Origin of the sequence: Bacillus sp. FSL L8-0152, assembly GCF_038006365.1 — a bacterium.
GTDB classification, from domain to species: Bacteria; Bacillota; Bacilli; order Bacillales; family Bacillaceae_G; genus Bacillus_A; species Bacillus_A cereus.
Genome location: NZ_JBBOVB010000001.1, coordinates 1,462,678 through 1,476,187, shown reverse-complemented (window position 1 = coordinate 1,476,187; position 13,510 = coordinate 1,462,678). Strand labels below are relative to the sequence as shown.

Sequence of the window (13,510 nt, the reverse complement as noted above, 5' to 3'; positions counted from 1 at the left end):
ACCCTCCTTTTCATTCTTTCTTATTTTGAACAAAAAGGGTGGTTTTCATCAAAAAATTGCGTTTCATTTTGAATTTGTTACTTCTTCTTCAAGCGACCTCATTACTCTTGCTCGCTTCGTAAATGTTGCAACCTGAGTAACACCGTGCGCTCGTAATGTTTGTACATTCTCTTGTACATAGTTCCCTAAATCATTTGGATAATGGGCATCCGAAGAAATCGTAATTGGAACACCATACTTAGCTAATACTTGTAAATATAGTGGACTTGGGCACATTTCACGAACAGGATAACGATAGTACAATCCTGCATTTATTTCTGTTGCCGTATTCGTTTCTACTAACGCACAGGCAATTTCCTTATAATAAGAAAGCTGTTCATTCTCATCCAATCGATAATTAAATACCTTTATATTATCTAGATGAGCGATAATATCAAATAACTCGGTACGAATCGCACTCTCAACTGTTTTAAAAAACGTATCGTATAATGCGCGTAGGTCATGCACCTCAAAATATTCTTTCGTATCTGGATTATCAAATCCCCAGCCATTTAGAAAATGAACGGAGCCAATTACATAATCAAAGTCTCCTAGCGCTAATAATTCTTTTAACTCTCCTTCACAACCAATAAAATAATCCGCTTCAATTCCAAGTTTAAGTGTGACACCTCTTTTACTCCATCGTTCTTTCGCCTCTTCAATTGCCTTTGTAAAATCATACAGTGAAACTACCCTTACTTGATCTAACCATTCTTTCTGTATACGACCGAGCTTAGAATCACTAATATCTACATATTTTTCATAATATCCTTTCGCTTCATGAAAACGATATAGATGATCAACAATTCCCACTTCTTTTATTCCTTTTCGCACAGCTTCTTCTAAATATAGATCTATCCATTCTGTTGTAAATGGCCCTTCCTTCACACGTTTTTGCAAACGCTCTTGTGTTTTCATAAGCCAATCCATAGAATGCCTTTCTTGAAGCGGTTCATAACATTCCAACGCTTCATTTATTTTAGCAAGCCATCCTATTGAATACGGTCCTTCTTCTAAGTGAAGATGATAATCTACTTTCATATACATTCCCCCTTATAATGTATCTATTTCCCTTCTATCCCCAACTCTCGAAAGCTTTCCATTTCGTTCTTTCACCTCTCGCATGACATCTTCCAATGCGATATTTTTTTCAGCTAATAAAACGAAACAGTGATAAAATACATCAACCATTTCTTTCACTACTTCTTCTTTATCATTATTTTTACATGCGATAATTACTTCAGCACACTCTTCACCAATTTTCTTTAAAATTTTATCTTCTCCTTTTGAAAATAAATAATTTGTATACGATTCAGGAAGTGGGCTTTCCTTTCGTTCTTCAATTGTTTTATACAGCAACTTAAAGGCATTTTCCATATGTATCCCCCTATATAATTTGATAGTGAAAACATGTCTTCTCCCCCGTATGACAAGCAGGTCCTACTTGTTTCACATTCACAACAATTGAATCTTGATCACAATCTAAGTATAGAGATTGCACATATTGAACATTCCCTGATGTTTCTCCCTTATTCCATAACGACTGCCTCGAACGAGAGTAAAACCATGTTCTTTTCGTCTCTAACGTTTTTTCATATGCTTCTTCATTCATATAAGCTAGCATTAAAACTTCTTTCGTACCTTCTTCGATGACAATTGCCGGTATTAATCCTTTTGAAAAATTAGGTTTCATAACCGCACCTCAACATTTGCATCTCTTAATTTTCGCTTTACACTCTGCACTGTCGCCTCACCATAATGAAAGATGGATGCCGCTAATGCTGCATCAACTGTTGTCTTTTGAAAAACTTCTATAATGTGATCCGTATGACCACAGCCTCCTGATGCGATGACTGGAATGGAAACACTTTTTGAAATTTCTTCTGTTAAACGAAGATCATATCCACTTTTCGTTCCATCTGCATCCATACTCGTTAACAAAATTTCACCCGCCCCGAGCTTAACAACACGCTTCGCCCATTCTATGGCATCCATTCCTGTGTCAACTCTTCCGCCGTTGACGTATACGTTCCATTTATCTTCTGCTACTTTTCTAGCGTCAATTGCCACGACAATACATTGTGATCCAAAGTGTTCTGCGCCCTCTTCGATTAGCTTCGGATTTCGCACTGCCGCTGAGTTTATTGAAACTTTGTCTGCTCCAGCTCTTAGTAAATTGTACATATCTTTCACACTTGAAATCCCCCCGCCAACCGTAAGAGGAATAAATACTTTAGCTGCTGTTTTTTCTACAACATCTATAATCGTTTTTCTTCCTTCATGAGTCGCTGTAATATCTAAAAATACGATTTCATCTGCCCCTGCCACGTTATATGCTTCAGCTATTTCAACCGGATCACCGACATCTTGTAATCCTATAAAATTTACACCCTTTACGACTCGCCCTTCTTTCACATCTAGACATGGAATAATTCGTTTCGCTAACATAACTTCGTTACCTGTAACACTTCTTCTAAATCAATCGTTTTCTCGTAAAGCGCCTTTCCAATTATGACACCATATATATTCATATCATTTAACTTTTTCACATCTTGAATAGATGCCACTCCTCCAGAGGCAATGAGACGAATGCCCACACTTTTTTGAAGTAACGCCAATTGTTCAAAATTTGGCCCTGCAAGCGTCCCGTCTTTCGAAATGTCTGTAAACACAATCGTTTGAACATCTAAACTTTCCATTTGTTTCGCTAAACTAATATAAGAAATTTCAGACAGATCAAGCCAACCTCTCGTTGCTACGAAGCCATTTTTCGCATCAATTCCAACAATGATTTTCTCTTTATATAGACGAACTGCTTCCTCTAAAAATGACTTATCATAAAGAGCTGCTGTTCCTAAAATCACTTTTTCTACACCTACTGACAATAACTTCTCCACCGCTACAAGTGAACGAATTCCTCCTCCCACTTGCACAGGAATACGTACCGCCTTACAGATTTTTTCAATGACGGGCAAATTTAACGACTCGCCAGCAATTGCACCGTCTAAATCAACAATGTGTAGTATTTCCGCTCCAAGCTTTTCAAATATGATTGCCTGCGCTACCGGATCTTCATTCATCACCGTTTCTTTACTAAACTCTCCTTGATAAAGTCTAACGCATCGTCCTTCTTTTAAATCGATAGCTGGGAAGATTTCCATGCTTCTACCACCCCTTGAAAATTTTTTAATATTTGCATGCCAATTTCACCACTTTTTTCTGGATGAAACTGTGCACCAAATACATTTCCTTTCGCTACAAACCCTGGTACTTGCATTCCATAATCACTTACTCCGCATACAATTTCATCTGGACAATCCGCGTAATATGAGTGAACATAATAAACGAAAGAACCATCCACTAATCCATTCCAAAGCGGAAATTCTCTTTCCTTCCTTAATTCATTCCATCCCATATGAGGAATTTTATACGAAACTTTTAACTTACGAATTTCCCCTGGTAGTAAACCTAACCCGCTACAATCTTTTAGTTCCTCACTTCGTTCAAATAAAAGCTGCATGCCCAAACATATACCGAGGAGAGGTTTTCCTATATCACAAACCTCTTTTAGTACACACACTAAATCTCTTTCTTCTAATACGTCCATCGCTTTCGGAAATGCACCTACTCCCGGTAAAATCACGCCATCGCTTCTCAATATCTCTTCTTTATCACTCGTTACAATGTACTCTGCCCCAATATATTTTAATGCTTGCTCTACACTGCGAATATTCCCCATTCCATAATCTATAATGGCAATCAATTACAACATCCCTTTCGTTGAATTTACACCAGTAATGTTGGCATTTTTTTCGACCGCTTCTCTAAGCGCTCTACCAAAAGCTTTAAATACTGCTTCAATTTTGTGATGCGTATTACTTCCGTATAGAACGCGCGCATGTAATGTAATATTGGCAGCATGTGCAACTGCTCTAAAAAATTCTTCCGTCAATTCTGTATCAAAATCCCCAAGCTTCGGATTTGTTAATTCCCCTTGAAATACACAATATGAGCGTCCACTTATATCAATTGCGACAAATCCTAAAGATTCATCCATCGGTACATACGCAGAACCGTAACGATTAATTCCCTCTTTGTTTTGCAATGCTTCTTTCAAGCAATTTCCGAGTACAATTCCAACATCTTCAACGGTGTGATGTGCATCGACAAATGCATCCCCTTCTGCTTCAACTTGCAATCCAAATCTTCCATGTCTAGCAAATAAAGTAAGCATATGATCGAAAAAACCAACCCCTGTTTGAATAGATACATTTGTACTTTCATCAAGCTGCAAATTTAATTTAATTTTTGTTTCTGTCGTCTCACGTACTTGACTGGACTGACGCATTATTTTTCCTCCTCAAACCTTATTTGGATTGCTCTCGCATGTGCATGTAACCCTTCTTTATTTGCAAGCTCTACAATGTGATGCTGTACATTTTTTAATGCTTCCTCCGTATAAGAAATAAAACTTGATTTTTTCACGAAATCATCGACTGATAACGGAGAAAAAAATCTTGCCGTTCCGCTCGTTGGTAATACATGATTCGGTCCCGCTAAATAATCCCCGAGCGGTTCAGGTGCATATGACCCAAGGAAAATAGAACCTGCATGTTTCACATAATCTAGAGCATTCATCGGTTCTTTTATATGTAACTCTAAATGTTCTGGAGCAATTTCATTTGATAACTTTAGTGCCTCCTCTAAAGAAGGAACGATAAAGATGGCTCCATTTCTATTTATTGATTCACGTGCAATTTCACTTCTTGGTAACATTTCTAACTGTCTTTCTATCTCTTTTTCTACTTCTTTAGCTAGTTCCATATTCGTTGTAATACAAATCGCCGTTGCTCTCTCATCATGCTCTGCTTGCGATAATAAATCCGCTGCGATATATTTTGCATTACCTGTTTCATCCGCGACAACTACAATTTCTGATGGACCAGCAATCATATCGATATTTACTATTCCGTATACTTCTCGCTTCGCTAGAGCGACATACAAATTTCCCGGTCCAACTATTTTATCCACTTTCGGAATCGATTCCGTCCCGTATGCTAAAGCAGCAATTGCTTGCGCGCCACCTATCGTATAAATTTCATCTACTCCCGCAAGATTTGCAGCAGCTAATATATGAGGATCAATTCCCCCTTTCCTCGGCGGTGTTACCATTACAATCTTTTTCACACCTGCGAGTTTCGCCGGCAATACATTCATTAATACTGAAGAAGGATATGAGGCTGTCCCACCCGGTACATATACACCTACATTTTCTAACGGCCGAATGAGTTGCCCTCTAATTATGCCTTTACTTTCACAATCGAATATTGAGTGCTTCTTTTGCTTTTCGTGATACGAAACAATGTTTTTCTTCGCCTCTTTTAAAGCTTCTAAAAATGAATTCTCTACAAACATACTCGCTTGCTGTATTTCTTCTTCACTTACACGAAAATCTTTCATCTCTACACCATCAAACTTTTTTGTATAGAAAGATAAAGCCTCATCATTTCCTTCCCTTACATGTCTAATGATTTCTCTTACACTTCTTTGAACAGTTTCTTCTATTATATTAGCGTTTTCTCTTAGCACTTTTATTTTAGATAATGCCTCCTTAAAGTCTTCATAAATGATTTCCATTTTAAATCCTCCTATTTCCCTGATAAGATTTCTTGCTCCATCATATTTATAATGCTGAATATTTCGTCTTTTTTAGTTTTTAAGGCTGCCTTATTTACAATCATCCGAGCCGATATAAAGTACATTTCCTCAAATACAATGAGTCCATTCTCTTGTAATGTTTTTCCTGTTTCAACAATATCTACAATCGCATCTGCCAATCCAAGAAGAGGAGCGATTTCTACAGAACCTTCTATTTTAATAATTTCTACATCCTCTCCCTTATCATGAAAATAAGTAGAAGTAATATGTGGGTATTTCGTAGCGATTCTTTTCTTCCGGTAACTCTTCGGATTATACGTAGGAATAGAAGCAACACAAAACTTACAAATCCCCACTCCTAAATCCAGCATTTCATAAATATCTTTCTCGTTTTCCATTAAAATATCTTTTCCAACGATGCCAATATCAGCTACCCCATGTTCTACATAAGTAGCAACATCAACCGCTTTTACTAAAATAAATGAAACATTTGTATTTTTACTTTGAAATACAAGCTTTCGACCTTTATTTTTGAGCTCGGAACAATCAATTCCAATCTGCTCAAAAAGTGGAATGACATGTTTTTCTAATCTTCCTTTCGTTAACGCAATTTGAATGTTACGCATGAAGCCTCTCCTTCTTTCTGGACTACCCATTTCTCATTCCATACATATTCCACTAAGTATTCATTCTTTGCCTCAACGACCGTTCCTATTTTATTTTTTCTTGCGAATTGAAAGGTATCGCTTAAATTAGAGAATAGAGATAACCAAGCATTTTTCCCATCCTTTCGAAGTAAATTTCGTAGCCTTTCTGCTTCCGCTAATCTATTTAACTCATAATGAATCACAATATCAATTTGATTTCGTTCATATGGTTCTTGCTGCTCTTGCAGCGCCTTCACAATTTGATTTACTTGTACCGCGAGTCCAACAGCTGGCAGCATTTCTCCAAAATTGCCAATTAGCTCATCGTATCTTCCGCCACTAACGATTTCTTCTCCAATTTCATATATATATCCTTTGAAAATAACACCCGTATAGTAATCTAAGCGTTGAATCATGCCCAAATCAATTGATATGTAAGAACCATATCCTAACGTTTCAATTGTTTCATACATTTCTTTTATTCTTGCAATTGCCATTTTCATTTCATTACTTGAAGCAAGCTTTTCTGCTTCCTCAATAACTTCTAAATTTCCAAATAGCCTTGGCAATTTCTCAAGTAACCTTACTGTCTCATCGCATCGATTTAATTTCTTTTCTCCGATAAAATTTGAGAGGGCTGCATAATTTTTACTTTCTATATACGTTCTAAGTACCCTTTCTTCTTCATCATGGATGGAGAGTTTTTTTACAATACATTTATATAACTGTACTTGCCCAATCTCAATTGTAAAAGATTGCACCTTCAACTTTTGAAGTGCTTGAATGACACTTATTACACATTCAATTTCAGCTCTTACATTATCAATCCCGATAACTTCAATACCACTTTGTACGATTTCATTATATTTTCCAGAATGGGATTCATTCGCTCGAAATACATTCCCGCTATACGTCACTTTAAGTGGCGTATCCCATCTCTGTGTTCCAATAACTCTCGCTAAAGGAATTGTCATATCTGGACGTAAAACGATAATCCTTCCCTTTTCATCAAAAAATTTATACATCTTCTCTTCATCTATCGGTCTATTTTGAAATGCAAAAACGTCATAAAATTCAATTGTAGGTGTTCTTATTTCTTCATAACCTCTCTCTAAAAAAGTAAGCCTTAATTTTTGTTCTACTTCTTCAATTAACGTACATTCTTCGAATAAATAATCTCTCGTTCCATTCGGATTTGCCCGTTTCCATTTTGTCATCTAAATTTTCACACCTTTCCCCTTCTAATGTATGCCTATTTCATTCCCCTAAGCCGAAAATAAAAAGAGCCTTGTAGACAAAATACCTACAAGGCTCTTCAGTAGAGTGTAGGTACAACGGGAATAACCCTTGTACCTACACGTTTTCACGCTAGGTTCAAGGGTTTCATGTATGATGATGTAGTTGTGTAAGCATTGTAATAGATTGCACGATATTCATAATACTTACTCCCTTTCTCCTCTGATTTTCACATAGTATATAACAGTTAATTTTGAATGTAAATACATTTTTAATATTCCGTCATTTTTTTAATGTAAAGCCACTTTTCTTTCATACTCTTTTATTTCTTGTTCATATTGCATTGTAATACTAATTTCATCTAAACCATTTAATAACTTCTCTTTCCACATTTTCTCGATTGTAAAATGGAATCTATGCGTATTCGTTGTCATTATTTCATTTTCTAAATCAACTATGATTTGTTCTCTCGCATCTGTTTTAGCAAGTTGTTCACGCATATCTTTATCCATTACAATCGGTAACATGCCATTTTTCATACAATTCATATAAAAGATATCGGCAAATCCTCCAGCGATAATAACGCGGAAACCATAATCAGCAAGTGCCCATGGAGCATGTTCTCTTGACGAGCCACATCCAAAATTATCGCCTGTGATTAATATACTGGCTCCTTTTCTTTCTTGTGCATTAAGCGGGAAATTAGGGTTTTCTTGGCGATTATTATCATATCGCCACTCATCAAATAAAAACTTCCCAAACCCAGTTCTTTCAATTCTCTTTAAATATTGCTTCGGAATAATTTGATCTGTATCAATGTTATCATTCATCAGTACTGCGGCAGTACCTTTATGAATACGAAATGGCTCCATCATAACTCTCCTTTCTAATATCAACAAAATGACCATATAACGCAGCCGCTGCCGCCATTGCAGGGCTAACTAAATGCGTTCGTGCTCCCTTTCCTTGTCTTCCTTCAAAATTGCGATTTGACGTAGAGGCACAATGTTCCCCTTCAGGCACTTGATCTGGATTCATACCTAGACACATTGAGCATCCGGGCTCTCTCCATTCAAATCCAGCTTCTTCAAATATGCGATGTAATCCTTTATGCATCGCTGCTTCTCTTACCCTTTGAGATCCAGGTACAACAAGTGCTCGCACACCTTCTTTTACTTTTTTACCTTTCACGACAGATGCAGCAATTTCTAAGTCAGAAAGCCTGGAATTTGTACAAGATCCAATGAAAACATGTTGAACTGGAATTTCATACGTACTTTGTCCGGGACTCAATCCCATATAAGAAAACGCTCTTTCGTCATTTGCATCATGCTTTTCTGGCAATTTCTCATCGATCCGAACACCCATACTAGGATTTGTTCCCCACGTAACGTACGGTGCTAAATCCGTAACATCTACTAGAATATGTAAATCATAAACTGCATCTAAATCTGTATAAAGTTCTGACCATTTTTTCTTAATAGATTCATAGTCTTTCGGTGCATATTTACGCCCTTTTACGTAAGCAACCGTTTTTTCATCTGGTGCAATAATGCCAGCCTTTGCTCCCCCTTCAATTGCCATATTGCAAAGCGTCATCCTCTCTTCCATATCCATAGCATGAATGGCCTCTCCGTAAAATTCCATTACGTAACCTGTTCCAACTGCTACTCCGTACTTTGAAAGAAGGTGTAAAATAATATCTTTCGCATAAACACCTTGCGGTAACTTTCCTTTTAACTCAATGCCCATTGCTTTCGGCTTTCGTTGCCATAACGTTTGCGTCGCCAATACATGTTCCACTTCACTCGTACCAATACCAAACGCTAGTGCGCCAAAAGCACCGTGTGTTGCTGTATGACTATCACCACAAACAATCGTTTTTCCTGGCTGTGTGAGTCCAAGTTCTGGTCCTATTACATGAACGATCCCTTGCTCTTCATCTCCGATATCCGCTAATGGCACCTGAAATTGTTTACAGTTTTCCCGAAGTGTATCTAGTTGCTGCTTCGCAATGCGGTCGGTAATATTCCAAACATCTTTCGTTGGAATATTATGATCCATCGTTGCAAATGTTAAATCTGGTCTGCGGACTGTTCGATTTGTAAGCCGCAAGCCTTCAAAGGCTTGCGGTGACGTTACTTCATGAACAAGATGTAGATCGATATATAATAAATCCAATCCATTTTCATTAGTCGCAACTACATGTCTTTCCCAAAGCTTATCTAGTAACCTTTTCCCCATTATCTTCCTCTCCCTACTAACGCTTGCTCTTCCATTTCTTGAATAACTGCCTTTGTAAATGAAGTTGTCGTTTCAGTCCCCCCGATATCTGCTGTACATTTTCCTGATTTAAGGACTGCAGAAACTGCTTCTTCAATTGCATATCCTTCTCTCGTTAATCCGAACGATTGCCCAAGCATCATTGCAACAGAACGCATCATCGCAATTGGATTCGCCTTATTTTTCCCCGCAATATCCGGTGCTGATCCGTGAATAGGCTCGTATAATGAAGGCCCCTTTTCAGCGTGACTTGCTGATGGAAGCATTCCTAATGATCCAGCTAATACTGAAGCCTCATCACTTAAAATATCACCAAATAAATTTTCCGTTACAATAACGTCAAATCTTCCTGGATTCCGAATTAATTCCATAGCTGCTGCATCTACTAAAATGTGTTCTACTTCCACATTTGGGTAGCGAAGTGCTACTTCTTCTGTCACAGTTCTCCATAATTTACTAGACTCTAAAACATTCGCTTTATCAATAGATGTTACTTTTTTCTTCCGCTTATTCGCTAATTGAAAAGCATACGAAACGATACGTTCAATTTCATGGCGATGATACGTAAGTGTATCTGTCGCCACTTCTTCCGTTCGCTCTTTCGGATAAGAAAAATAAATTCCGCCTGTTAATTCACGAACGACAACGAAATCAATTTCATCAGCGTTTTTTAATGGTGATAAATGTGCAGTTGCACTTTCTACCGTTACAGGGCGAACATTCGCAAATACACCGAGTCCTTTTCTTAATGCTAATAATCCTTTCTCAGGCCTTTCTTTCGCACTATCCCACCTTGGTCCACCTACTGCTCCAAGTAAAACCGCATCACTCGCTAAACAGGCGGCAAGTGTTCGCTGTGGTAATGGTTGCCCAGTTAAATCGATAGCAACACCACCAAAGTACTCATCTTGCAAATGAAAATGATGTCCATATAGCCTTTCTACCATATGCAATACTTCCTTCGCACTTTCCATTACTTCTGGACCAACACCATCACCAGCTAAACAAACGATACGTTTTTCCATTTTTAACACTCCTTTTAACTGAATTTTCAGAACTTTAATTTGATAGGTGAGGAAAGCTTCTCTCACCTATCAAATATTTATTTCACAAGCGCTATAAGAGATTTTAATTTCCCTGCTGCATGGACATAAGCTCTCGCCGACGCTTCCAATACGTCTTGCGCAACTCCGAAACCTGATATTTGGTGACTACCTTCTTTTAATTCAACATGAACGTGAGCAAGTGCATCTTGACCTTGTGTAATAGATTGTATGCGATAATCTGCCAATTCACATTCTAATTCTAAAATTCTTTGAATCGCATTGTATATCGCTTCAATACTACCAGAACCAGTGGCTGCATCTTCATATACATTTCCTTCCTCATCCTTCAGCACAACTGTTGCGCATTGTGTACTATTTGATACGAAATGCACTTGTAATTGCGTAATGTTATATTGCTGAGCTGCAAATGCTGCTTCACCAAGCATAAGTGCGCGTAAATCTTCTTCAGTAATTTCCTTTTTACGATCAGCCAATTTTTTAAATGCTTCGAATGCCGCATCTCGCTCTTCATTTGTAAATTCATAACCAAGCTCTTTCATTTTTTCCGTAAACGCATGACGGCCAGAATGTTTCCCAAGTACAAAGAGATTTTGAGATTCTCCTATAAGCGCTGGTTCGATAATTTCATAAGTTGTTACTTCTTTTAAAACCCCGTCTTGGTGAATGCCCGATTCATGAGCAAATGCATTCGCTCCAACGATTGCTTTATTTTTCGGTACAACCATACCCGTTAACCTGCTTACTAATATACTCGTCGCCTTAATTTCTTTTAAAGTCATTGAAGGCTCTGCTTTATAAAAATCTTTTCTAATATGAAGAGCTACCGCAACTTCTTCTAACGCTGCATTCCCTGCTCTTTCTCCAATGCCATTAATCGTTCCTTCTACTTGCAATGCTCCTCCTTCAACCGCAGCTAACGAATTTGCTACTGCCATACCAAGATCATCGTGACAATGACAAGAAAAAATCGCTTTTTCATATGATGGAACGGATTCTTGTAAGTATTTAAAAAGAGAATAATATTCTTCTGGATTCGTATATCCAACTGTATCCGGAATATTAATTACATTCGCTCCTGCTCGAATTGCAATTTCTACTGCTTCAGCTAAAAATGCTCTCGATGTTCTTGTCGCATCTTCTGCAGAAAATTGTACTGTCGGAAATAATGATTTTCCAAGCGTAACCGAGCGATGAATACTATTTAACACATCTTCTTTTGACATACAAAGTTTATATTTCATATGAATATCACTCGTAGCTAAAAATACGTGTAGACGAGGAGATACAGCACCTTTCACAGCTTCATATGCTCTTCGAATGTCACTTTCTTTCGCTCTAGCTAAACTCATAACCGTAGCATTTTGAATTGTATTCGCAATACGTTTTACCGATTGAAAGTCACCTTCGGAAGCTGCCGCGAATCCAGCTTCCATTACATGAATACCAAGCCTCTCTAATTGCCTAGCAATTTGTAATTTCTCTTGTTCATTTAAATTTACTCCTGGTGATTGTTCGCCATCACGAAGCGTTGTATCCATGAACAAAACCTGCTTCATATTATTTAACCCCTACCTTTACTCGCGGCTGTACGAAAGGCATCATTTCACGTAATTTACGTCCAACTACTTCGATTTCATGTTTATTCTCTTTCTCATTTGTCGCATGGAAATTTGGTCTTCCTGCTTTATGCTCTGCAATCCAGCCTCTTGCAAATGTACCATCTTGAATTTCTGCTAATACTGCCCCCATCGCTTTCTTCGTATCTTCAGTAACAACGCGTGGTCCTGATACGAAGTCTCCCCACTGCGCTGTATCTGAAACTGAATATCTCATATTTTCAAGTCCACCTTCGTACATAAGGTCAACGATTAGCTTCAGTTCATGTAAACATTCAAAATATGCAAGTTCAGGCTGATATCCTGCATCAACTAACGTTTCAAACCCTGCTTTTACAAGTGCAGTCACTCCGCCGCAGAGTACAGCTTGCTCTCCAAATAAATCTGTTTCTGTTTCTTCTTTAAACGTCGTTTCTAGTACACCAGCTCTCGTTGCTCCAATTCCGTCAGCATAAGAAAGTGCTTTTTCAGTCGCAACTCCTGTTGCATCTTGATATACTGCAAATAATGCAGGAACAGCCCCGCCCTCGGCGAACGTACGGCGTACGAGATGCCCCGGTCCTTTTGGCGCTACTAGAAATACATCTACATTAGCTGGTGGTTTTACTTGATCAAAGTGAACATTAAATCCATGTGCGAACACGAGGGAGTTTCCAGCCTGTAAATTTGGTGCAATTTCAGCTTCATATACTTCTGGTTGTAATTCATCAGGCAGTAGAATCATTACTACATCAGCTTTTTCCGCTGCTTCTGCTACTGTATATACAGAAAATCCATCTTCATTCGCTTTATTCCAAGACTTACCTTTTCTTAAACCTACTACTACATCAAATCCGTTATCACGTAAATTTTGCGCATGTGCATGACCTTGCGAGCCATATCCGATGATTGCTACTTTCTTTTCCTTTAATACATTTACTGTTACATCTTTCTCATAATAAACTTTTGCCATTTTCATTTCCCC

15 protein-coding genes are annotated in these 13,510 nt (G+C 37.9%); all 15 read right to left on the bottom strand.

The genetic code is table 11. The features are described 5' to 3' along the window. Positions 1-63: 63 nt before the first annotated feature. Positions 64-1,080, bottom strand: coding sequence for a histidinol phosphate phosphatase domain-containing protein (locus tag MHH27_RS07530; protein WP_340942111.1), 1,017 nt, complete (start codon positions 1,078-1,080; stop codon positions 64-66). A gap of 12 nt (positions 1,081-1,092) precedes the next feature. Further along, entirely contained in the window at positions 1,093-1,416 is a 324-nt protein-coding gene (gene hisE / locus MHH27_RS07525) for a phosphoribosyl-ATP diphosphatase (RefSeq protein WP_000426355.1), read from the bottom strand. Between the two features lie 10 nt (positions 1,417-1,426). Continuing rightward, positions 1,427-1,732, bottom strand: coding sequence for a phosphoribosyl-AMP cyclohydrolase (gene hisI / locus MHH27_RS07520; RefSeq protein WP_000803964.1), 306 nt, complete (start codon positions 1,730-1,732; stop codon positions 1,427-1,429). Next, positions 1,729-2,487, bottom strand: a complete 759-nt coding sequence (gene hisF, locus MHH27_RS07515; RefSeq protein WP_023521478.1) for an imidazoleglycerol phosphate synthase cyclase subunit — start codon at positions 2,485-2,487, stop codon at positions 1,729-1,731. The genes hisI and hisF overlap by 4 nt, the downstream gene beginning before the upstream one ends. Then, on the bottom strand, positions 2,481-3,200 hold the full coding sequence (gene hisA, locus MHH27_RS07510; protein ID WP_000402295.1) for a 1-(5-phosphoribosyl)-5-[(5-phosphoribosylamino)methylideneamino]imidazole-4-carboxamide isomerase: 720 nt from the start codon (positions 3,198-3,200) through the stop codon (positions 2,481-2,483). Before hisA ends, hisF begins: the two co-directional genes overlap by 7 nt. Continuing rightward, positions 3,173-3,802, bottom strand: a complete 630-nt coding sequence (gene hisH / locus MHH27_RS07505) for an imidazole glycerol phosphate synthase subunit HisH (RefSeq protein WP_053564913.1) — start codon at positions 3,800-3,802, stop codon at positions 3,173-3,175. The genes hisA and hisH overlap by 28 nt, the downstream gene beginning before the upstream one ends. Then, the gene (gene hisB, locus MHH27_RS07500; RefSeq protein WP_053564914.1) at positions 3,803-4,387 is read right to left on the bottom strand and encodes an imidazoleglycerol-phosphate dehydratase HisB; all 585 of its coding nucleotides are present in this window, start codon (positions 4,385-4,387) and stop codon (positions 3,803-3,805) included. Beyond that, positions 4,387-5,676 carry a histidinol dehydrogenase gene (hisD, locus tag MHH27_RS07495; protein WP_340942105.1) on the bottom strand — a complete coding sequence of 430 codons (1,290 nt, stop codon included), beginning with the start codon at positions 5,674-5,676 and terminating at the stop codon, positions 4,387-4,389. The genes hisB and hisD overlap by 1 nt, the downstream gene beginning before the upstream one ends. 11 nt (positions 5,677-5,687) lie before the next feature. Next, on the bottom strand, positions 5,688-6,323 hold the full coding sequence (hisG, locus tag MHH27_RS07490) for an ATP phosphoribosyltransferase (protein ID WP_001244493.1): 636 nt from the start codon (positions 6,321-6,323) through the stop codon (positions 5,688-5,690). Then, a complete protein-coding gene (locus tag MHH27_RS07485; protein ID WP_340942103.1) occupies positions 6,299-7,561 on the bottom strand; it encodes an ATP phosphoribosyltransferase regulatory subunit in 1,263 nt (420 codons plus the stop codon). Before MHH27_RS07485 ends, hisG begins: the two co-directional genes overlap by 25 nt. 309 nt (positions 7,562-7,870) lie before the next feature. Beyond that, entirely contained in the window at positions 7,871-8,452 is a 582-nt protein-coding gene (leuD, locus tag MHH27_RS07480; protein ID WP_000433186.1) for a 3-isopropylmalate dehydratase small subunit, read from the bottom strand. Beyond that, positions 8,430-9,824, bottom strand: a complete 1,395-nt coding sequence (gene leuC / locus MHH27_RS07475; protein WP_097924966.1) for a 3-isopropylmalate dehydratase large subunit — start codon at positions 9,822-9,824, stop codon at positions 8,430-8,432. The genes leuD and leuC overlap by 23 nt, the downstream gene beginning before the upstream one ends. Beyond that, a complete protein-coding gene (leuB, locus tag MHH27_RS07470; protein ID WP_000415384.1) occupies positions 9,824-10,888 on the bottom strand; it encodes a 3-isopropylmalate dehydrogenase in 1,065 nt (354 codons plus the stop codon). Before leuB ends, leuC begins: the two co-directional genes overlap by 1 nt. A gap of 77 nt (positions 10,889-10,965) precedes the next feature. Then, the gene (gene leuA, locus MHH27_RS07465) at positions 10,966-12,486 is read right to left on the bottom strand and encodes a 2-isopropylmalate synthase (protein WP_098250420.1); all 1,521 of its coding nucleotides are present in this window, start codon (positions 12,484-12,486) and stop codon (positions 10,966-10,968) included. Between the two features lies 1 nt (position 12,487). Next, a complete protein-coding gene (ilvC, locus tag MHH27_RS07460) occupies positions 12,488-13,498 on the bottom strand; it encodes a ketol-acid reductoisomerase (RefSeq protein WP_001151747.1) in 1,011 nt (336 codons plus the stop codon). Positions 13,499-13,510: the final 12 nt, after the last annotated feature.